General features: G+C 46.7%; 19 protein-coding genes. 4 read left to right on the top strand and 15 right to left on the bottom strand.

The window, feature by feature from the left end; all coding sequences use genetic code 11:
- Positions 1-25: 25 nt before the first annotated feature.
- From kdsB to OCV37_RS05955, 5 genes are read right to left on the bottom strand one after another with little or no spacing between them, the layout of a single operon-like run.
- On the bottom strand, positions 26-787 hold the full coding sequence (gene kdsB, locus OCV37_RS05975; protein WP_038178581.1) for a 3-deoxy-manno-octulosonate cytidylyltransferase: 762 nt from the start codon (positions 785-787) through the stop codon (positions 26-28).
- Positions 787-966 carry a Trm112 family protein gene (locus tag OCV37_RS05970; protein WP_038178579.1) on the bottom strand — a complete coding sequence of 60 codons (180 nt, stop codon included), beginning with the start codon at positions 964-966 and terminating at the stop codon, positions 787-789. Before OCV37_RS05970 ends, kdsB begins: the two co-directional genes overlap by 1 nt.
- Entirely contained in the window at positions 947-1,954 is a 1,008-nt protein-coding gene (gene lpxK, locus OCV37_RS05965; protein WP_038178577.1) for a tetraacyldisaccharide 4'-kinase, read from the bottom strand. The genes OCV37_RS05970 and lpxK overlap by 20 nt, the downstream gene beginning before the upstream one ends.
- A 3-nt stretch (positions 1,955-1,957) precedes the next feature.
- Positions 1,958-3,706 carry a lipid A ABC transporter ATP-binding protein/permease MsbA gene (gene msbA, locus OCV37_RS05960; protein WP_038178687.1) on the bottom strand — a complete coding sequence of 583 codons (1,749 nt, stop codon included), beginning with the start codon at positions 3,704-3,706 and terminating at the stop codon, positions 1,958-1,960.
- A gap of 17 nt (positions 3,707-3,723) precedes the next feature.
- A complete protein-coding gene (locus tag OCV37_RS05955; protein WP_245609101.1) occupies positions 3,724-5,913 on the bottom strand; it encodes a DNA internalization-related competence protein ComEC/Rec2 in 2,190 nt (729 codons plus the stop codon).
- A gap of 92 nt (positions 5,914-6,005) precedes the next feature.
- Between OCV37_RS05955 and OCV37_RS05950 the strand changes: the two genes are divergently transcribed.
- Complete coding sequence (locus OCV37_RS05950; RefSeq protein WP_038178575.1) at positions 6,006-6,515, top strand: DUF2062 domain-containing protein; 510 nt, start codon at positions 6,006-6,008, stop codon at positions 6,513-6,515.
- Positions 6,516-6,782: 267 nt separating this feature from the next.
- On the opposite strand, the gene lolE is transcribed toward OCV37_RS05950, so the two are convergent.
- Genes lolE through lolC form a run of 3 tightly spaced genes read right to left on the bottom strand, consistent with a single transcriptional unit; the run spans position 6,783 to position 9,918 of the window.
- A complete protein-coding gene (gene lolE / locus OCV37_RS05945) occupies positions 6,783-8,030 on the bottom strand; it encodes a lipoprotein-releasing ABC transporter permease subunit LolE (RefSeq protein WP_038178573.1) in 1,248 nt (415 codons plus the stop codon).
- A gap of 12 nt (positions 8,031-8,042) precedes the next feature.
- Positions 8,043-8,717, bottom strand: a complete 675-nt coding sequence (lolD, locus tag OCV37_RS05940; RefSeq protein WP_038178571.1) for a lipoprotein-releasing ABC transporter ATP-binding protein LolD — start codon at positions 8,715-8,717, stop codon at positions 8,043-8,045.
- Positions 8,710-9,918, bottom strand: coding sequence for a lipoprotein-releasing ABC transporter permease subunit LolC (gene lolC / locus OCV37_RS05935; RefSeq protein ID WP_038178569.1), 1,209 nt, complete (start codon positions 9,916-9,918; stop codon positions 8,710-8,712). Before lolC ends, lolD begins: the two co-directional genes overlap by 8 nt.
- Positions 9,919-10,082: 164 nt before the next feature.
- Between lolC and OCV37_RS05930 the strand changes: the two genes are divergently transcribed.
- Genes OCV37_RS05930 through OCV37_RS05920 form a run of 3 tightly spaced genes read left to right on the top strand, consistent with a single transcriptional unit; the run spans position 10,083 to position 14,961 of the window.
- A complete protein-coding gene (locus OCV37_RS05930; protein ID WP_038178567.1) occupies positions 10,083-10,649 on the top strand; it encodes a PilZ domain-containing protein in 567 nt (188 codons plus the stop codon).
- Positions 10,650-10,656: 7 nt separating this feature from the next.
- Entirely contained in the window at positions 10,657-14,121 is a 3,465-nt protein-coding gene (gene mfd / locus OCV37_RS05925; protein WP_038178565.1) for a transcription-repair coupling factor, read from the top strand.
- Positions 14,122-14,175: 54 nt separating this feature from the next.
- The gene (locus OCV37_RS05920; protein ID WP_038178563.1) at positions 14,176-14,961 is read left to right on the top strand and encodes a peptidoglycan binding protein CsiV; all 786 of its coding nucleotides are present in this window, start codon (positions 14,176-14,178) and stop codon (positions 14,959-14,961) included.
- Positions 14,962-15,054: 93 nt separating this feature from the next.
- Here the strand turns inward: OCV37_RS05920 and OCV37_RS05915 are convergent, their stop codons facing one another.
- From OCV37_RS05915 to hinT, 7 genes are all read right to left on the bottom strand, one after another.
- Positions 15,055-16,344, bottom strand: a complete 1,290-nt coding sequence (locus OCV37_RS05915) for an NAD(P)/FAD-dependent oxidoreductase (RefSeq protein ID WP_038178561.1) — start codon at positions 16,342-16,344, stop codon at positions 15,055-15,057.
- A gap of 350 nt (positions 16,345-16,694) precedes the next feature.
- A complete protein-coding gene (ycfP, locus tag OCV37_RS05910; RefSeq protein ID WP_038178559.1) occupies positions 16,695-17,234 on the bottom strand; it encodes an alpha/beta hydrolase YcfP in 540 nt (179 codons plus the stop codon).
- A 115-nt stretch (positions 17,235-17,349) separates the two neighbouring features.
- Positions 17,350-18,246, bottom strand: a complete 897-nt coding sequence (locus OCV37_RS05905) for a phosphotransferase (RefSeq protein WP_051680333.1) — start codon at positions 18,244-18,246, stop codon at positions 17,350-17,352.
- Between the two features lie 24 nt (positions 18,247-18,270).
- Positions 18,271-18,861 carry a penicillin-binding protein activator LpoB gene (gene lpoB, locus OCV37_RS05900; protein WP_038178557.1) on the bottom strand — a complete coding sequence of 197 codons (591 nt, stop codon included), beginning with the start codon at positions 18,859-18,861 and terminating at the stop codon, positions 18,271-18,273.
- A gap of 18 nt (positions 18,862-18,879) precedes the next feature.
- A complete protein-coding gene (locus OCV37_RS05895) occupies positions 18,880-19,269 on the bottom strand; it encodes a YcfL family protein (RefSeq protein ID WP_038178555.1) in 390 nt (129 codons plus the stop codon).
- Complete coding sequence (locus OCV37_RS05890; RefSeq protein ID WP_157634874.1) at positions 19,269-20,636, bottom strand: COG3014 family protein; 1,368 nt, start codon at positions 20,634-20,636, stop codon at positions 19,269-19,271. The genes OCV37_RS05895 and OCV37_RS05890 overlap by 1 nt, the downstream gene beginning before the upstream one ends.
- A gap of 104 nt (positions 20,637-20,740) precedes the next feature.
- Positions 20,741-21,091, bottom strand: coding sequence for a purine nucleoside phosphoramidase (hinT, locus tag OCV37_RS05885; protein ID WP_038178551.1), 351 nt, complete (start codon positions 21,089-21,091; stop codon positions 20,741-20,743).
- Positions 21,092-21,264: the final 173 nt, after the last annotated feature.

Raw genomic sequence — 21,264 nt, 5'->3', positions numbered from 1 at the left:
ACGGATGGGGCCCCATCCGTTGTTTTTAATGACGCTGGGCGATAATCGCACGAAGGTGCGCTAAATCTGCCTCGGTATCCACGCCAATCGGTGGTGTTTCCAAAGCAACACCAACATGAATCTTCTCTCCGTACCAAAGAACCCGCAGCTGTTCCAAACTTTCAATTTTCTCCAGCTGACTTGGTGCCCACTGGATATAGGTCTGAATGAATCCGGCACGATAGGCATAGAGGCCGATATGTCGTAATAACGGCGTATGAATTTCAGGTTGCGGTTGACCATAATGGTCACGATCCCAGGGAATGGCTGCACGACTAAAATAGAGAGCATACCCTTGATGATCCGTGACAACTTTCACGACATTAGGGTTGAACACTTCTTCTCGGTCCGTAATTTCAACCGCAAGCGTTGCCATCGGCACCTGATGATTTGCCAGATTCTCGGCCACCTGTGTAATGATTACTGGTGGGATCAACGGCTCATCCCCTTGAACATTAACCACAATATGGTCATCCGGAATCGACATTTTGCGGACAACTTCCGCTAGCCGCTCCGTACCAGACTGATGTTCAGCACCAGTCATACAGACTTGTCCGCCGAAGGCTTTGACCGCCTGTTCAATTCTTTCATCATCCGTCGCGACCACCACGCGTTCAGCACCAGACTGAATCGCCTGTTCATAGACACGCTGAATCATGCTCTTCCCGCCGATATCAGCCAGTGGCTTTCCCGGCAAACGAGAAGACTGGTAACGCGCAGGAATCACCACGGTATAGGCAGTTGTCATCAGCGTCCCTCGTCCATTGACATCGTTCGTGCTTCTGGCTCCAGTAACACAGGAATTCCCTCTCGAATAGGATATGCAAGCCGATCAAATTTACAAATCAACTCTTGTTGCTCTTTATCATAGGTCAGTTTTCCTTTACATACCGGACAGGCAACAATTTCAAGCAGACGATGGTCCATAGTGTTCAATAACCTCTTCAATTGATCGTAATATTTTTTGTGCATCCACAGGTCGGAATGTCGCTGATACTGGTAAATACCACCAGTTATCTTGCGCAAAGGGAAGACACTTCACGGCATCTTTTTCCGTCATAATGACATGTTCCGCCGCTTCGGCAACGGCTTCAATATCACGGACATTATATTGATAATGATCAGCAAATTCATGAGTCGCAACCAGAGACGCACCTAACTGCGTCAATGTCTGGAAAAAACGGGACGGATTCCCGATCCCTGCAATAGCCGTTAATTTCCCTAATTGTTTCACGTCACGCCGGTGCTGGGAACAAAGATGCACCGCTTGCTGAGGTGTCAGCGTCATGGGAATCTCATTCGATTCTGGCACACCGCCATTGTTAATGACAAAATCAACCGACGTCAGGCGGTGCAGCGACTCTCGCAATGGACCGAAAGGAATAAACCGTTGGTTGCCAAAACGTCGTTGACCATCAACAACCACAATTTCAATATCCCGCGCCAATGCATAATGCTGTAAGCCATCATCGGCAACGATCACATTCACACCCTGCGTCAACAGGGCCTGTACCGCATCGGATCGCCGGGGAGCAACGGCAACGGGAGCACCGGTTCGTTGATAAATCAGTTTAGGTTCATCACCACAGTGGTGGACGGGTGTATCTTGAGTCAACAGTAATGGATATTGTGGTGCTTTGCCCCCATAACCCCGCGAAATCACTCCCGGTTTCATGCCCATCTGCTGTAATGCTTCCACCAGCCAGATCACCACCGGCGTTTTACCATTTCCTCCGGCAGTAATATTACCGACAACAATTACCGGCACCGGTGCACGATAGATGGGCTTTCGCCCTTGTTGGTAGGATTTTCTGCGCGTTTCACTGATCCGGCGGTACAGCAGACTCAGCGGCCATAAGATTGGCGCGAATAACCAACCGAGAAAATGATGTTTAAACCAGATGTTCTCAATCACGATTTAGCTACCAAACTGCGTACGATGAAGTTGTGCATAAGCACCGTGTTTCTCCAGCAGCGCCACATGATGACCTCGTTCAATAATTTCACCCTCATCGATCACCAAAATTTCATCGGCTTCTTCAATTGTGGATAATCGGTGTGCAATCACCAGAACCGTCTTATTCTTTTGCAACTCCGCTAACGCTTCCTGAATCGCTCGTTCTGATTCGGTATCCAGTGCCGATGTCGCTTCATCCAGAATCAATACAGGGGCATCTCTCAGGAGAGCCCGGGCAATGGCAATTCGCTGGCGTTGTCCACCAGACAGACTGGCGCCATTCTCACCGATCAAAGTGTCCAGACCTGCGGGCATATTTTGAATGAACTCCATCGCGTGCGCCTGCCGGGCTGCGTGTTCAATCTGCTCCCGGGTATACATACCCTCAGCAGCATAAGCAATATTATTTGCGATTGTGTCGTTAAACAGATGCACATTTTGCGAGACCAACGCAAAATGCTTCCTGAGGTTAGTCAGTTTATAATCCCGGATGTCATGTCCGTCTAACTGGATGACACCCGAGTCAACATCATAAAAACGGGTAAATAAATTGGCAATGGTACTTTTCCCCGAGCCGGAACGGCCAACCAAAGCAACGGTATTGCCTGGTTTGATGGCAAAAGAAATATGTGCAAGGGTCGGTTTTTCTTTGCCCTGATAAGTAAACGTCACATCATTGACTTGCACCAATCCCGTCACGGCATCGGCTTCGTAATTGCCGGTATCTTTTTCCGTCTCCAGATCCATCAGTGAAAATAAAGTCTGACTGGCGGCCATCCCACGTTGAAAATCGGACGTGACATTCGTTAACGCTTTTAATGGGCGCATCAAACCAAACATGGCAGAAAAAATGACCGTGAATGTCCCGGGAGTCAACTCGGAACGAATCGAATCGACGCTGGCTAAAAATAGCACTGTCACCAATGCCACAGAGGCAATCATCTGAATCACAGGGTTTGCAATTGCCTGAGCGGCAACCAGCTTCATGGTTTGTTGGCGCATCCGGTTGCTGACATCATCAAAGCGCTTGCATTCAACCTCATGCCCCCCATAGCTCAGCACAACTTTATGCCCTTTGAGCATCTGCTCCGCAGACGAGGTGACCTGCCCCATCGCATCTTGCATATTTCTTGAGATTTTCCGAAACCGTTTTGACACCACTCGAATAGCCACTGCAACAACAGGCGCAACAACGATCAGGACCAGCGATAACTCCCAGCTATTCCAAAACATCAATGCCAACAGCCCGACAATACTGGCACCTTCACGGACAATACTGACCAATGCCCGGCTGGTCGCCCCGGCAACTTGTTCCGTGTCATAGGTAATTCGCGACAACAATCCGCCGGTTGACTCCTGATCAAAGAAACTCACCGGCATATGCATGAAATGGTTAAATATTTTACGTCGCATCATCATCACGACGTTTCCGGAGACCCAACTCAGACAATAAGATGAGACAAAACCACTGAGCCCGCGGACCAGCATCATGGCTAAAATAATGAATGGCAGTATTTTCAAAAAATTAGATTCCGCAGAACCGAAACCTTCATCCAACAGTGGCTTGAGCAAGGAAACCATGTAGGTATCCGAGGCAGCATTAATAATCAGAGCAATAACGGCAACAAACAGACCTGACTTGTATAGGCGGATATAGACCCAAAGACGCTTAAACGTTTGCCAAGTCGTTTCATCATTTATATTAGACATAGATACCATGGTACTTTTCATCGAGAATAACCGCGCCATTCTACCTGTTTACGTAGCATCTGCCTATACCATGGCGAGAAGGCGTGACTACGCATCGTATTGATCTCGCGTTTTTTATTCGAAATGATGATCCGTATCTGACCGGACGTGGCCGTATCCAGCCATTGTGTACCATTTTGCTGATAACGTTTAACGACACCATGATTGGGCAAATGCCAGGGATTAATACCCGCCAGAGAAGCAATGGCGAATTCAGCGCCGACCCGTTTTACCCATAAAGGGGTCGATGATGTATAGCTGCCATGATGAGGCACAATCACTACGTCGCTGCCAATCGGCAGGTTCTGCTGTAACATCTGCCTTTCACTGTCTTTTTCAATATCACCGGTCAGCAATATAGAATGTCCGGCATCATCAGAAATCCGAATCGTACATGAATCATCGTTACCGGCTTTGACAACACGTTGCGGCGGCCATAACACATCAAACGTCAGCGCTTGCCACTGCCATGAATGCCCTTGCGTACAAGGTTGATAACCCGGCAACGATGCACTGGCCCGTTTCCATTGGGGATGCCAGATTTTATCAAGGTCAAAGCGTCCCCCGGCATGGTCATTATCCAGATGACTGAGAATCAAACCATCCAGACGCCGGACACCTCGCTGCCTCAAAACCGGCGTCACCACCGACTGAACGATACTCCCTCCCGGCCAGCTTTTCCCCGTATCATAAAGAACATAATGTCCATTTCTCTCAACTAAAATCGAGAGGCCATGCCCCACATCCAGAATATCAATCTGCCAGTTCTTTGTTGTCTCACGTCCAACGGCTAATCCGCACATCATCATCAGAAAAAAGCTGCGACTATGGCAAGATAAGACGGGCCAAAGTAACACCAGCGCCGTCGCCATGAACAGAAGATAGATAAAATAAGCGGGCGTAAACAGCCAAGCTGGCTCAGCGAAACTGGCGGCCCACATAACCGGTTCAAGTAAAACATGAATCGACTGCCATATCAGCATTGCCGGGCCACCACATACTGTTATCACCAAGCCGATAAAGAGCAACGGCACGACCAACACGCTAAACCAAGGAATAAATACCAAGTTATACAATGGCGCAGCCAGACTCACGCCACCGAAAAAATAAGCACTGACCGGCAACATGCAGACCATTAAGACCACATGTCCTTTTATCTGCCGTAGCAGTTTACCGAGGCGATCACGATGCAGAACATCTCTTTCCTGATTGACCAGATAAAGTACAAAGGAAACCGCCGCAAACGACATCCAGAAACTGGCCGAAACCCCGGCAAACGGATGGATAGTTAATATACCGCATAACGTGATTAGGAATCGGCTGCTGAGACTGATTCGGATATGGCTCAGTCTGAACACGATATGGATGAGTAGCATTAGCATCGCCCGTTGGGTTGGCAGCGAAAAACCGGCTAACCATGCGTAAATCCAGGCTGAACATGTCCCCAAGATAACGGGTGTCCATAACCAGCGTTGACCCAAACGGGAGAGCGGGAGCCCCAGCAAGAAACCAAATGAATAAGCAATCCCGATATGTAAGCCGGAGATAGCAATGAGATGAGCCAAACCACTCTCTTGGAAGAGCCGCCACTGCTGCTCGGTTAAATCATTGCGGTTTGCAAAAGAGAGCGCAAGGATAATACCTTTCAACGAGTCACTTTGGAGCTGCTGAGCCACTCGCTGAAATAACCGGTAACGCCAAGAGTCTCCCGACTTTTTGACGACGATATCTGAGCGGGCGAATACTTTAGCAACAATCCCCTGACTGAAAAAATAGCGTTCACTATCAAATCCCGCTTCATTGAGTAAACCTGTTATCGGCTTGATAGCTACTGACATTTTCAATATATCTCCGGGATAATATTGAGCAGATGTATATAGCTTGACTTTTGGTTGTATCCACCACTTAATAGGTGTGTTATTTATCGATAACACTTGCGCTCGCGCACTATAGCCAAAACTATTTGGTGTAAAAAAGCTGTCAACTTTGACGTTTATGGTAGTATCGTGCGGAGACTGAAACAGAACGTCAGATTGTCGTTTGAATATATTTCCGTGAAGTAGCACCAATATCAATGCGATGCATACACCAACTGTGTACCATAATTGATGAATCCGGAGAGCGAAAAACAACAGTAAAAGTAAAACACCCCACCAGCAATAAACCATACCCGGCATCTTCGGCCAGTAAGGTGATGATAATAACGTTAAACAATAAGAACTGAGCAACCAGTTGTTTTTTATAAGAGCCATCGTTTTATATGCCTAAAAAATTTATTAAGCGATTCTTACCGGACAGAGAATTGATCAAACGGCAGAAAGCCCTGAAAATTTTCGGTAACGTGTTGTATAACCCCAATTTATGGTGCCTGAACCGCCGTTCGGCTGCCGGTGCTTTTGCCGTTGGTTTGTTTATGGCATTCGTTCCGCTTCCCAGTCAGATGATTATGTCCGCCGGGCTGGCTATCGCCTGTGGCGTCAATCTTCCCCTTTCTGTCGCCTTGGTTTGGGTGAGTAACCCCATTACGATGCCGGTCCTGTTTTATTTTGCGTATAAGCTTGGCGCCTGGGTACTCCATGAACCGCCACAACATTTTCATTTTGAACTGTCCTGGAGCTATATCACCCAACAGATGTCAACCATTGCCCCTTCACTGGTTGTCGGGTGTTTAATCTGTGGTGTCGTCTGTGCCCTGCTCGGTTACTTTGGGATTCATGGCTTATGGCGTTACTCCGTTGTCAGAAGTTGGCAAAAACGACAATCAAAGTAACCGATTCACAAGCAAGCGTCCGGAAAAGTGTCCGCCATTACGAGGCACTCGAGATAAAAATGTGAAATCGTTGAGATGCGCATGGTTATCCTCGGCTCAACGCTCATTTTTTCTAGATCAGGAATCGCAACGCCAGAGCGTCAGAGAGAAGAAAAAAGCGACTTCAGGCTATCAATGCTGAAGTCGCTTTTTCTATCGGAAGTTATTGACTAAAAATAATTTGCTTAAAAGCAATGAACTAAAAGTAAGTTGTTGATTAAAAGTAATTTATCGGGAAGAAAGGACGCTTGCGGGATTGAGGCGGCTCGCTTTCAACGCAGGATAGAATGTCGCAGCCAGACTCAATACAATCGCTGTCGCGGACACCAACACCACATCCTGAATTTCCACTTGGGAGGGCAGAAAATCGACAAAATAAATATCACCGGATAAAAAGTGGTGCCCGATTAACGATTCGAGTTGTTTGATCAGTGTTGTCAGATTCATCGCGATCAACACCCCAATAACGCTACCACACAGACTCCCCAATACGCCGGAAAAAATGCCCTGCCACATGAAGATCTGCCGGATTAGGCGATCCGAAGCCCCCATCGTTCTCAAAATTGCAATTTCCGCAGCACGATCTTTCACCGCCATCATTAAAGTTGAAACAATATTAAAACTTGCCACCCCAATGACGAGCACCATCACCAGATACAAAATGGTCCGAACCAGTTGAATATCCCGGTACAGGTAGCCGTATTGGCGCTGCCAGCTCCGCAGATAAACATACTGATTGAGCTGATTGCCAACCTGACGAACAATGTGCTCAGCGCGGAAAACATCTGCCACTTTGACTGAAACCCCGGTCACGGCGGAGCCAATGCCGGTATATTGTTGAGCATCTTGCAGAGGGATTAACGCCAGATTGTGATCGATCTGCCCATGCAGTGCCAGAATGCCAACCAGAGTCACGCGTATCCGCTGAGGTGCTTTCAGCGATTTAGCCCCTCCTGACATATTCGGCACCATCAATGTCAAAGCATCACCGACATGAACCCCTAAACGTTGTGCAACCCCCTGACCGAGTATCACCTGGTGCTTGCCGGGAGCATCTTTGGTAAACATCTGTCCGGTGACATAACGGGAAAGCTCGGACACATGGCGCTCCATCTCCGGATCAATCCCGCGCACCTCAAGGGCTTTCAGTTGCTGGCCCCGTTCCGCTAATGCAGTAAAGCGGACATAAGGTGCTGCGGCAACAATCTGAGGAAACGTCGTAATTTTCTTCATCATGGCTGGCCATGATTGGATCGGTCCTTCAACGCCTTCAAATTCACCGTGAGGGATCACGGATAACACCCGGTTATCGAGTTCTCTTTCAAACCCGTTCATCGCAGACAGACCAATGACAATCACAGCGACACCAAAAGCAATCCCCAGAGTGGAAGACATTGAAATGAAAGAAACCAATTTATTTCTTTTTTTGGAACGGCTGAAACGACGACCAATCATCAGAGATAATGATGAAACCACTTTATGCGCTCCTTATGACGTGAATAAGCCGTCTTGCATCGTCAGAATACGATTCATTTTCCCCGCCAGCTCCCGATCATGGGTGACCACTAGAAACGCAGTTTGGGAATCCTCGTTCAGCTCTCTCATGAGTTCATAAACAGCTAATGCTGTCTGATGATCGAGATTACCGGTCGGTTCATCGGCTAATACCAGAGATGGTTTGTTGACCAACGCCCGGGCAATTGCGACCCGTTGCCGTTCTCCGCCGGACAACTCACTCGGACGATGAGCAAGCCGATGGTCAAGCCCAACGCGAGCGAGCCATTGTTTGGCAGTGCGTGTCGCATTCGCAACAGACTCTCCACCGATCAGCAAGGGCATCGCCACATTTTCTAATGCCGAAAAATCCGCGAGCAAATGATGAAACTGATAGACAAAACCAATATGTTGATTACGGATTTTAGCCTGTTGGGTGGAGCGAAGCTGCAACAAATGATGACCTAAAAACGTCACATCACCACTGGTCGGTTGGTCCAGTGCCCCTAAGATATGTAGCAGGGTACTTTTTCCCGATCCGGATGAACCGACAATCGAAGCAAACTCACCGGGCTGCATCGAAAAACTGACACCTTGTAAGACATGTGTCGCAAGCTCACCTTCCCGATAAGTTTTGGTCAGTTGGCGACATTCAAGGAGATTATTCATAGCGTAAAGCCTCTGCTGGATGAACGGACGATGCACGGAGCGAAGGATATAAGGTGGCCAAAAGACTCAGGGCAATAGTCAGTAACTCCACCACAATAATTTGGCCGGGTCGAATCATCACGGGCAACGATCCCCCCATAGCCATCAAATCAACCCCGAGTATTTGTAAAATCGAATTCAAATGACTGGCAATCAAGACGCCGAGAATGCCACCACTCAGCGCACCGGCAATTCCGCTACTGGCACCCTGTACAATAAACACAAATAAAACCTGCAAATTGGTCATACCCTGCGTTTTCAAAATCGCCACTTCTGCCTGTTTTTCCATCACAACCATGATCAATGCAGAAATAATATTAAAGGCGGCAATGGCAACAATCAGGCCCAACATGAGTCCCATCATATTTTTTTCCATTCGTACGGCCTGAAACAATTCGCCCCGTTGATCCCGCCAGTCACTCCAGTGCCATCCCTCTGGTAACGGTGTCTTCGCCAGTTCAGAAACCATAAAAGGATCCGCAAATGACAATCGCCAGCCCGATATCGTTTGCCCTTTTAAGTGCAATAACCGCTGCGCATCATGGATATGGGTAATCATCAGTTGGCCGTCGATATCGGAACCGGTGTTAAAAATACCGGCGACAGTAAAGTTACGTTGACTGGGAATTCGGCCTAGCGGTGTAAACTGACTGGCTTGCGTCACCATCAGACGAACTTTATCGCCTTGAGAAACATTGAGTTGTCTTGCTAACTGATGACCAAGAAACAGTGTATAATCCCCGGCGTGTAAATCTTGCATGGTCCCGAGGATCAGGTATTGAGCAAGTGGATCATGATCGCGTGGCTCAATCCCCAGCAGGATACCTGCCGATAACTCACTCGCACTCTGCACGACCGCTTCGCTACGAACAATCGGTTCAGGGGTAGTCTGGGCGGGAAACTGTTTGAGAAAAGACGGCGGCGTTGTTTGCCACTGGGTTCGTTCATGTCCCTGATAAACCACTGCATGGGGTAAAACCCCGAGAATCCGGTTTTTCAGTTGAGACTCAAAGCCATTCATGACCGATAAAACCGTAACCAGCGCTAAAACCCCAATCGTGATACCGACGGTGGAAATACGCGAAACAAAACGGCTGAACCGATCACCTGACTGTCCTCGTAAATATCTGAACCCTATAAATACCGAAACAGGACGAAACATACTATAAACCAATAAAGACGATTGCACGGTACTTTAACGATAAACTGACTCAGGTTGTAGCATTAATTTGCCAATTCATTGTTAATTCATACAAATGACAGCTCTATACCTTGATTAGTTCATTCGTATAGCGATAATCAAGATGCAAAGATGAGGAATGAACCATGGTCGAACAAGATTTTTTTACAGTGCTACATGCACTCACAATCAATATAGAGCCTTTGGAGGCGGAGGTATCATTCCCTTCAGAAGAGGTTTTTGAAAGTGAAATCCCAGTACCATTTATTGTTGCCTGTGAATTCAGTCATATTGACCAACTCGGTGATGTAGCCCGTCAGGAACTGAAAAATAATGATTTTAAGAACCTGATCCAATTACTGGACAGTCAAAATACCAAATTAAATCTGTTGTTGAACTTTATGCTGTCTCAGCAAGACGATCCTCAGCAACGCCACCAGACGGAATCATTTGGTGCCAGTCAGTTTACTTATATCAGTCAGCATCCGCTTGAAATCGGTACGTTATTACGCGTCAAATTGTTTCTGGAGCATCCGCCGGCTGCAATATACTGCTACGCACATGTGGCAGCTTGTCAGGCTGAAGATGAACGTTATCTCATGACCGTAAAATACGACCTCCTGAGAGAATCCGATCAGGATCTACTGATTAAAGCCGCACTCTATCAACAGCAGAAACTACTCCGTCGTCGCTCCCTTGAAAGAAATAAATAGCAAACTAATGACCAGCTTGAATCCCATTCTATCGCTTCCGGCTTCGCAAGGCCCGGGAGATAAAAAACAGATCGGTAACCTTACGGGTGCCAGCCTTGCGCTGGTGGCTGCAGAATTGTCCCATCAGCATCAACGTCATACACTGCTTGTCACTGCTGACCCACAGATGGCATTGAAACTCCAGCAGGAAATCGAGCAGTTTTTCTCCGCAGAAATTATGTTATTCCCGGACTGGGAAACCCTGCCCTATGACAGTTTTTCTCCGCATCAGGATATTATCTCCGACCGAATTTCACGGCTCTATCATTTGCCCAAGCAGACCGGGGGAATAACGATTATCCCCGTGACGACCTTACTGCAAAAACAATCTCCCCGGGATTTTCTGCTGCAACACACCCTGATCGTCAAACAAAGAGATCGCTTTTCTTTAGTCAAACTCAGAGAACAGCTTGAAAATGCTGGCTATCGTCATGTCGATCAGGTGTTCGGTCCGGGTGAATATGCGAGCCGGGGAGCGATTCTTGATCTCTTCCCGATGGGCAGTCACCTCCCCTATCGTTTCGACTTTTTTGATGATGAAATTGATACGATTCGGACCTTTGACCCGGAAAACCAACGTTCGATAGAAGAAATTCAAGAAGTTCGGCTCCTGCCAGCGCACGAGTTCCCGACCACGGCCACGGCAATCGAAGCTTTTCGAAACCGATGGCGTCAGCGCTTTGAAGCCTCCAGAGAACCTGAGTCGGTCTATATGCAGGTCTCAAAAGGCATATGGCCGGCAGGGATTGAATACTGGCAGCCTCTGTTTTTCGATCATACTGAGACGCTCTTCGATTATTTACCCGAAGAGACGCAACTCATTGTCGTCGGTGACATAGAGCCGTCGATTGATCGTTTTCTGAATGATGTCGGTGAACGCTATGAACAGCGACGGGTTGATCCATTACGACCATTGCTGGAGCCAACGGAACTATGGCTGCAAAAAGATGAGCTATTTGCCCTGCTGAAGCCTTTCGCACAATTTCAGGTTCGGCATGAGCCTGTTACAGAGAAAGCGGGTCGACTCAATCTTCAAGTCTCGCCTCTGCCGGAAATCAAAGTTCAACATCAGCATAAAGAGCCGCTGGCAGCACTACGCCAGTTTGTTGAATCTCATACCGGTCAAATTATATTCTCCGTCGAATCAGAGGGTCGTCGCGAATCCCTGCTTGAGCTATTGCAACGGATCAAATTACGCCCCACCACGCTGCCGTCATTTCAGGATGCGTGTCTGAGTGACGAAAAATATGCGTTGATTATCGGCGCTGCTGAGCATGGATTTATCCTGAACCACCCACAAATTGCTTTGATTTGCGAAAGTGACCTGCTTGGTGATCGGGTGGTTCAACGACGTAAAAAGGACAAACGGGTCACCAATAGTGATGCGGTGATCCGCAATCTTGCCGAACTCAAACCCGGCCAGCCCGTGGTTCATATTGATCACGGTATCGGGCGTTATATCGGTCTGCAAACCCTTGAAGTCGGTGGCATCACAACAGAATATGTCACACTGGAATATCAGGGAGAAGCCAAGCTTTATGTGCCAGTCTCAGCCCTAAACCTGATCAGTCGCTATTCCGGCGGTGCCGATGAAAACGCCCCCATTCATAAACTCGGCGGAGAGAGTTGGACCAAGGCCCGGCGCAAAGCCGCAGAAAAAGCCCGGGATGTTGCGGCTGAGTTGCTGGATGTCTATGCCAAACGTGAACTCAAACCGGGCCATGTCTTCGCTTTGGACCGTGAGCAGTACGCAACGTTTAAAGCCAGTTTCCCATTTGAAGAAACCGATGATCAGTCAATGGCGATCAACGCGGTTCTATCGGATATGTGCCAGAATAAGGCAATGGATCGCTTAGTCTGCGGGGATGTCGGTTTTGGTAAAACAGAAGTTGCCATGCGTGCCGCTTTTGTCTGTACAGATAACAGCAAACAGGTCGCAGTTTTAGTGCCGACAACCTTGCTTGCACAGCAACATTTCGAAAACTTCAGAGACCGCTTTGCGAATCACCCGATTCGCGTCGAAGTTCTGTCCCGTTTTAAAACCGCCAAGGAGCAAAAACAGATCCTTCAGGAGGTGGCCGATGGCAAAATTGATATTCTGGTCGGGACGCATAAATTACTCTCCAGTGAATTGAAATTTAAAGATCTCGGGTTACTGATTGTCGATGAAGAGCACCGCTTCGGGGTTCGCCAGAAAGAGAAAGTCAAGGCGATGCGGGCAGATGTTGATATCCTCACACTTACGGCCACACCGATTCCCAGAACGCTGAATATGGCGATGAGCGGGATGCGGGATTTATCCATCATTGCGACCCCGCCCGCACGACGGTTAGCGGTGAAAACTTTTGTCCGACAGAGCGATCAGACCATTATTCGCGAAGCGGTACTCCGGGAGGTCATGCGGGGCGGACAGGTGTACTATCTGCATAATCAAGTGGAAACGATTGATAAAGTTGCTGCCGATCTGGAGAAACTGATTCCCGAAGCACGAATTACAGTGGCACACGGTCAGATGCGTGAACGTGAACTGGAACGCATCATGAATGACTTTTACCATCAGCGTTTCAATCTGCTGGTCTGTACCACAATTATTGAAACGGGCATCGATATCCCGACGGCTAATACCATCATTATCCATCGGGCCGATACTTTGGGCCTCGCACAACTGCATCAGTTACGCGGCCGAGTCGGACGCTCACATCACCAAGCCTACGCTTATTTACTGACACCGCATCCGAAAGCCATGACAAAAGATGCCGTCAAACGTTTAGAGGCATTGGCTTCGCTGGAAGATCTCGGTGCCGGATTTACGCTCGCAACACATGACCTTGAAATCCGCGGCGCGGGAGAATTACTCGGTGAAGAACAGAGCGGGCAAATTCAGTCTGTCGGCTTTACCCTATATATGGAAATGCTCGAGCAGGCTGTCGATGCGTTAAAATCCGGCAAAGAACCGTCTCTGGATGATTTATTGAAGACACAGACAGAAGTGGAACTCCGGCTACCGGCCCTGCTTCCTGATGACTATATTCCGGACATCAATACCCGCCTTTCAATGTATAAACAGATTGCTAGTGTCGCGCATCCTGATGAACTGAACGAATTGAGAGTCGAGTTGATAGACCGCTTCGGTAAACTGCCGGATGCAGCGCTCAACTTATTAGAAATCAGTAAATTGAAGCTGGAAGCAGCGGCACTGAAAATTAAGAAAATTGAAGCGCACAGCAAAGGCGGTTACATTGAGTTTGATCTTAATGCTAGTATTAATCCGGCGTATTTAGTGCAGCTCTTGCAATCACAACCGAAACAATATGGCATGGATGGTCCAACGAAGTTTAAGTTTACCCTGCCGCTGGAGGAACGAAACCAGCGACTTGGTTTTATCCGAGATATGCTGAATGAATTTCAGCAAAACATACTATCGGCTTCCTGAGGTCAGGGAGCAATCATGATGAAGAATCGCCTGCTAGGTCATAATGGAGTCATAATGAATAAGCTGATCCCACTGCTAATGTTATTAATTGCCATGCCTTCTTGGGCACAACGTCAATTTGACATTGAAGTGATCATATTTAAACGTGTCGTGAATGCTGAACAAACCAATGAGACATGGCCCAATGTACTCCCGCCAATAGATTACCAAAATACTGGTAGTCTCAGTTCTCAGGCCTATTTAAACCAGAAAGGTGTGACCCTGCTACCCGCCTCGGAATACAAGCTGGACCAACAGGAAGAGAGCCTGAGAAATCATGCCGGTTTTCAAGTTCTGTTACATACGGCCTGGCGTCAGAATGATGACGGAAAATCAGATGCCCCGGCTTTTCATCTCTTAGCCGGCAAAGATTACTCATCTCAGTTTCATCCGGATGGGCGGGAAATCACACCATCGACCGTCGCTCAACAGTCTCCCATTGAAGATACGGTTGAAAAAGCCGTTCCGAAACCCCTTTACGAACTGGACGGTAAGTTACAGGTTTATGTACAACATTACCTCTACGTCGATGCCCTCTTGGATCTGAAGGAGCCGAGTGTCCGGGACATTGAGGTTGAAGAGACACCGGCCGATTTCTCACAAAATACAGCCAACGGCGACGACGATAATGTTCAGTTTGGCCACCTTCAAGCGATCTCTCCGACGGTGACTGAAGAGCGTTTTCTGAAACCTTATCGACTGGATCAAAAACGCAGAATGCGCAGTGGTGAAACCCTCTATTTCGACCACCCTCTGATGGGCATTATTTTACAGGTCAGAAAAGTTCAGGATGCATCGTAGCAACGTCACCGGAATGACACATGGTTTGATTGTACAATGACAAAAATGCCCGCTTCAGCGGGCATTTTTGTCATTGTACAATCATCATTCAATTTAATGAAGCTTCAGATTCGGCCGGAGCACGCGGTTGATCCGACCGACCAACAGCATCAACGCGGTCTTAAACATCCCGTGTAATGCCATCTGATGCATCCGGTAAAGAGAAATATACACCACGCGGGCAATTTTACCTTCAACCATCATCGAGCCTTTCGTCAAGTTCCCCATCAGACTGCCGACAGTAGAAAAACGGCTCAGAGAAACCAGAGAACCATGATCTTTGTAGACATAAGGCTTCATGTCGCGATCATTTAATTTCGCCACAATATTTTTAAATGTCCGGGTTGCCATTTGATGGGCAGCCTGCGCACGTGGCGGAACAAATGATCCATCCGGTTGAGTGCATTGGGCCAAATCACCAATCACGAAAATATCCTCATCCCGGGTGGTCTGCAAAGTATTTGTCACCACTAACTGATTAATCCGGTTGGTCTCAAGACCTGCGATATCTTTCATAAAATCAGGCGCTTTAATCCCAGCGGCCCACACCATGATTTTCGCGGGAATCTTTTCACCGTCTTTGGTCGTCAGGCCATCTTCTTCAACTTTCGTGACCATCGTTGATGTGCGGACATTCACGCCCAGTTTCGTCAGTTCATGATGTGCAGCAGAAGAAATCCGCGGCGGTAAGGCGGGAAGAATTCGCTCTCCGGCTTCGATTAAGTGGACATTCAACTTATTTGAATCCAAGTCACCAAACCCATAGTTGCGCAGCTCTTTTACTGCGTTATGTAATTCAGCAGAGAGTTCGACCCCTGTCGCACCGGCTCCGACAATGGCAATATCAACGGTTCCATGACCATTTTTCGCGTGTAGTTTCAGAAACTCATTATTCATCTCAGTGCGGAATAAATTGGCCTGCTCCGGACTATCCAAAAAGATACAGTGATCTTTAACACCCGGTGTATTAAAGTCATTCGATGTTGACCCAATCGCCAATACCAAAATATCGTATTCGACTTCACGGCGAGGGATCAGTAGTTCACCATGTTCATCTTTCAGCTCAGCCAAAGTAATGACTTTCCTGTCCCGGTCGATTTCTTCCAGATTTCCCATTTGAAAGTCAAAACGATGATTTCTCGCATGAGCCCGATAACTCAACGCGTCCACACCTTCATCCATAGAGCCGGTCGCTACTTCATGCAATAACGGCTTCCATAAATGACTGGCATTTCTGTCCACTAATGTGATTTGGGCTCGCCCTTTTCTTCCTAATGTGTGGCCTAATTTAGTGACAAGCTCTAAACCGCCTGCACCGCCACCAACAACAACAATACGAGTCACAACAAACTATCCTCAAAATGAATAAAAATGGTATAGCCCGGAATCACCACTCCGAACTAGAAAAACAGGACGGGTAAAGAAAGTTGAAAGTCACTTTTTCTGCGAGACACGCTGATATCGATAAAGCATTACTTTACTTTTACTTCACATAAACGGTCGTCAGGTTAAACCCTGCTCTCATTTTATTTTAATTTTAATTATTTTGATTTTTATCAAATTTTAATTGAATAAGAAACATTATAAGCAGCAAATCAAGTCATGCAAGCCAAGATTGTAAGAAAAACCATCCCTTTCCGATGGCTTTTCTCAAAGCTGCATACAGTAGCTTAAGCTTATGAAATATATAATTATTATTTATTTTTGAACTGATTGATTGTCTGAAGATGTTGAGATATCTTCTTGAATTTATGGCTTTGTGTCTCATCCCAAACAATATCGTAGTAATTGCCCAGCTCTTCAGCCGTTTTCCGGCTATCTAATGCTTCATCATGTGTTGCCAGAACAACCAAGCAACGGTCTTTATTTTTCAATCTGAATTGAGAGACACACTTTGTTGCAATATCCTCATACTCTTCAGGACGATCAATCTTCCCTTGCATATGCGCTTCAGGATGTAAATTCGGATTGAATAGTACCTGTTTAATACCACATAAAAAGCCAATGCGTTCAGCCCAGTAACCACCTAGCCCGACACCGCAGAGCATCGGGTGCGGATCATCACTCAATTCAATCGCTTTGTGGACTTCTTTCAGGAGATGCTGCATATCGTGTCTGGGGTGAAGCGTGCTATAGCTGATAAAACGCACATCATCATCAATGAATTGTAATTGCAGTACCTTTTCATGATTCCCTGGGCTGGTTGAATCAAATCCATGTAAATAAATAATCATAACAATACCCTTTCCAACATACAGAACGAACCTAGCATGAAATACACCGGTGATACAGTGAGAGCGACATGAAAATCATCAATCAACTGCCACCCACCCTTACCGGAGAACACGCTTATTGAGTATTCGGTTGGTTACTGTCGTCACGACACCCGTTATCAAACTGTGCTTTTATCCGTTCAGCGGCAGCTTGCATCGCTTCATTTTCCCACATCTGAAAAGCAATCAGGTACCACAACATAGCAAGCATCCGAACTCTGGGCATCCACGCTTTCACGCCCTCAATCCATAAATCAAGCTCGGTAATATTTCGATGCTGGCAATACTGGCCGACAGTTGTGAGCAAGTTTGCATCGGACATATCAATCGTCATGGCTAAATCCATTCTTGGATCAGCCAGAGACGCGTACTCCCAATCAATCACTTTGATCCCTTGAGGCGTTTTGATCAGATTGTGGCATCCCAAATCGAAGTGGCACAGCGTATGTGGAACCTCAGAAATATTGGGGAGTGTCCGCCAGGTTTTATACAACGACTCAATCGGACCAAGTTCAGCGGACATCGACTGTAACTGAAACCAGTAATGATCAAGACGTGCTGTATAGACAAAAGGAACAATAGGCAGCTTGGTGACCGGAAACTGGTGAATCTGACTCAGCAAACGTGTCATCATTTCAATATCATCAGTCACAACTTTTTCCCCTTCGATCCACTGAACCAACAATCCTTGTTCATTGATATAAAGGGGTTTCGGAGAAATTTGCGTTGCTTGATCTTTCAATGCTGACAGGATATGGAATTCCTGATGGCGGGAGATTGAAAATGCTTGTGTGACGTCCGTTGAAGGACGCCACACTGCAGAGGGAGAGTCAGGGATGTCAATCTTCCAGCAACGATTGGTCAAACCACCAGCGAGTGTCTGTGCGACCGTCGGTGTTGCTCGGAAAAAATCATTCAGAGACACCAGAGACGGATCTAATTGACATGCTTCGGACCATGACATTCGTGCCATCGCTGACGCCCTCAATTCAGTGGATTAAAATCCTAAGAAGCTCTTTTCCTGCTCTTTACGAATTTCAGTTTCATCAGCCCATTCGATGAGCCCTGAACGTAAATCCATCAGACGCATGGTCATTTTATAGTAGACATCTTTATCGCTGCCGGTATCTTTGACGATACTGGATAAATTGCCATACAACATATATTGTGCACCGACCATTTTACCAAACTGAATCGAGCTGCTCTTATCGACTAATGCATCATTATTCTGGAAATCTAACTGCTTTCTGACCGCTTCAATTCGCGTCATATCAACAAAACGAAACTTCCCTGAATTCAGCATCTTGGTACTAATTGTGTCGGTAATCGATTCGGTATCGATATGTTCACTGGTTTTGTTTTTAATACTATCCACAAACACAATTGGACGTGAATGACGAGTGATGGCAGCCACAGAACCAGACATCATCATACTATCGACCATATCTGCGGCGATCTTTTGTAAATCTGTCGAACCAAAATCGACAGTTTTCGTTTCTACAGCTTGTGCATCACCATAGGAAACTTTATTTGCACAACCACTCATGAGAGCAGCCAATCCCAACACGAGGATTATACTTTTTTTCATAAAGACTCACCTTGTCACTTACTGATTCAATTCTCTAATCTGTACTCTGAAATTCACAGCTTTCGGAGCAACAGCCACTTCAGATAACGAAACTTCATCCATTCCTCTAATAATGGCTTGTCGCCATGGACCCGGCTGAGCATTGACTTCCAGTCCCTGTTGATCATACCAATAAAAGCGGTATTGAAGATGTTGATCGGCGGTGGTCTTATTTTTTACTCTGACCACCCCTCGAGTATGATCGTTCACTTCTGCTGTCGAAATATCTTTGACTTCGATTTCAGAAGCTAAGACCTTATCGCCATACAAAATCCGTTGATACTCACTCTCAACGGTCAACCCGGCAGTCTGTGTATTGGAACACCCTACCAAGGCAAGTACAACAAAACTGAAGAGCCATTTATTCATCATAACCTTCCCAACTGTTTGTGCCAAATAACGGCATTTTCCCCTTGACGGGAAAGCCATACAAATGTTGTTCCTTGTGCTGGAACATTGAATACGTACGACTGCTGTCCCACGGAGAGAGTTTGCTCACCCGCGGATACAATCTTGGTCGCACTGAACACGGTGCCGGGCAAAGTAATCCAGCTCCTTGTATCCGGTTGCTCGGTCAAAGTGTTCCATATATTAAGCACCAGATTTGCGACCTCAGCACCGTTATTATCATCTTTCGTCGTTTCCTTACGCATCGCATTTTTCAACGTTAAGCGTAATATCTGACGAAAGACAATTGACGTAATTCGTTCATTCAGTTGTTTCCTCGCCATCAGATTGGTATCCACCAACCGTTGGCCTGCGACCGCAGTACCATCAAGCGTAACCGGAACAACATCTGAGGGTTGATAATCTGAGTAATAGGGTAACGCCAGAGAATACAGATTTATTCTGCCAAGGCTATCATAAATCGGTAAAGACGGCTGCCAGCCTTTCATCTGATCAACAATCCCTTGCTCCTGAATGATAATGACCCGCCCTTGGTTTTGGCTCAACTGCGGCAAATGACCATATTTTTTGCGCAACGAGACCACATCCTGATTCATCCCCAACTTACGCGCACAGCGGAGGGTACTTTGAGCCACACTGGTATTATCAGGCGCAACCGCAAGGGCTCGTCGATAATCAACATAGGCATCATTCAAGTTACCACTGGCTTCGTATAACAGCCCGGACAGATAAAACAGATAGCCATTTTGGATCGACTCAAGTGTCTTTCCCGTACTGGGATAACGGGCCATCAACCCACCAATATTCGGTTGAATCCCCTCTTGCTTGAGACGATCCCGCTCTTTTATCAATTCATCCTGCCGCTGGTTTCTGGCTTTTTCCTGAACCTGATTCGCCCGTCGCAATTCAACTAATGCATCGTCAAGTTTGTTTTGATAAACATACGAAAGTGCAAGATATAAATGTAAAAAACCAAGTTCATAGTCTGCCGGAGTGTACGCCATCAAATTATCATTCGTAAACAGACTGCCCGCACTAGCTGCCTCGCGGCTGATAGAGATAATGGCTTCATCCTGCTGCCGTCTGACCGCCTGATCACTCAGATTCAAAAATGACTGACTTTGCGGCACTTCTTTATTGAGAAAATAGACTCGGCCTTTCTCCATGTTATCGAGAATCTTTCCCCCGATACCATCAGGCAGTTCCTCACTCGCCTTCTGATAGTCACCTTGTTGAACAGCCCGATACATTTTCCGGTTTTGTTCGGAGTAGTGGCTGAATAAGTTGCCAGCCGAAAAATTGGCGCAAGCACTACTCCCTAGCGCCATACATATTACTGCAATATGTCGTATCCGTATTCTCACAATGTTCCCGTGTCCGCCTGTATCTTATTATTCATATCATCGAGATTAACTCATCAGACACCGGTTAATCAGTTCATCAAGAGCGGCCCGAGCGGTTTTCCACCCAGAAGATGCATATGAATATGATAAACTTCCTGCCCACCATGCGCATTGCAATTCATAATTAGGCGGTAACCATCCTGAGCAATCCCTTCTTGCTCCGCCAATTTTTTCGCCACGGTAAAAAGACGACCTAAAGCAGCTTCATCCGCATCTTCAACATCATTCACTGTCGCAATCAACCGGTTTGGAACAATCAGAATATGACTTGGCGCTCTCGGATTAATATCTCTGAAAGCAGTGACCAATTCATCCTGATAAAGAATCTCTGCCGGAATTTCTTTGCGAATAATCTTACTAAAAATTGTTTCTTCGGCCATATACGCCTCTCTCGCTGCTGATATATAAAATCAGACTCATAAAATCAATAACAATGAAAAAGTAACCCTGAATTGGATTCATGACAACCCGTTAAGTTTCATTGTGTTTTCGTACCTGATGTATTTTAAGCACTTTTCTCAGACTAAATACAGCAGAATGTCACCGATGTTTG

This window comes from Vibrio rhizosphaerae, assembly GCF_024347095.1.
In the GTDB taxonomy this organism is placed as follows: Bacteria; Pseudomonadota; Gammaproteobacteria; order Enterobacterales; family Vibrionaceae; genus Vibrio; species Vibrio rhizosphaerae.
The sequence above is the reverse complement of the archived record's forward strand: the minus strand, read 5'-3'. Positions and strand labels throughout refer to the sequence as shown.

Bases quoted from the DNA above. Each gene is read 5' to 3' on its own strand.
- kdsB (WP_038178581.1), bottom strand. From the start codon at position 787: ATGACAACTGCCTATACCGTGGTGATTCCTGCGCGTTACCAGTCTTCT.
- OCV37_RS05970 (WP_038178579.1), bottom strand. From the start codon at position 966: ATGGACCATCGTCTGCTTGAAATTGTTGCCTGTCCGGTATGTAAAGGA.
- msbA (WP_038178687.1), bottom strand. From the start codon at position 3,706: ATGTCTAATATAAATGATGAAACGACTTGGCAAACGTTTAAGCGTCTT.
- OCV37_RS05955 (WP_245609101.1), bottom strand. From the start codon at position 5,913: ATGGTTTATTGCTGGTGGGGTGTTTTACTTTTACTGTTGTTTTTCGCT.
- OCV37_RS05950 (WP_038178575.1), top strand. From the start codon at position 6,006: ATGCCTAAAAAATTTATTAAGCGATTCTTACCGGACAGAGAATTGATC.
- lolD (WP_038178571.1), bottom strand. From the start codon at position 8,717: ATGAATAATCTCCTTGAATGTCGCCAACTGACCAAAACTTATCGGGAA.
- lolC (WP_038178569.1), bottom strand. From the start codon at position 9,918: ATGTTTCGTCCTGTTTCGGTATTTATAGGGTTCAGATATTTACGAGGA.
- OCV37_RS05930 (WP_038178567.1), top strand. From the start codon at position 10,083: ATGGTCGAACAAGATTTTTTTACAGTGCTACATGCACTCACAATCAAT.
- mfd (WP_038178565.1), top strand. From the start codon at position 10,657: ATGACCAGCTTGAATCCCATTCTATCGCTTCCGGCTTCGCAAGGCCCG.
- OCV37_RS05920 (WP_038178563.1), top strand. From the start codon at position 14,176: ATGAATAAGCTGATCCCACTGCTAATGTTATTAATTGCCATGCCTTCT.
- ycfP (WP_038178559.1), bottom strand. From the start codon at position 17,234: ATGATTATTTATTTACATGGATTTGATTCAACCAGCCCAGGGAATCAT.
- OCV37_RS05905 (WP_051680333.1), bottom strand. From the start codon at position 18,246: ATGGCACGAATGTCATGGTCCGAAGCATGTCAATTAGATCCGTCTCTG.
- lpoB (WP_038178557.1), bottom strand. From the start codon at position 18,861: ATGAAAAAAAGTATAATCCTCGTGTTGGGATTGGCTGCTCTCATGAGT.
- OCV37_RS05895 (WP_038178555.1), bottom strand. From the start codon at position 19,269: ATGAATAAATGGCTCTTCAGTTTTGTTGTACTTGCCTTGGTAGGGTGT.
- OCV37_RS05890 (WP_157634874.1), bottom strand. From the start codon at position 20,636: ATGGCGCTAGGGAGTAGTGCTTGCGCCAATTTTTCGGCTGGCAACTTA.
- hinT (WP_038178551.1), bottom strand. From the start codon at position 21,091: ATGGCCGAAGAAACAATTTTTAGTAAGATTATTCGCAAAGAAATTCCG.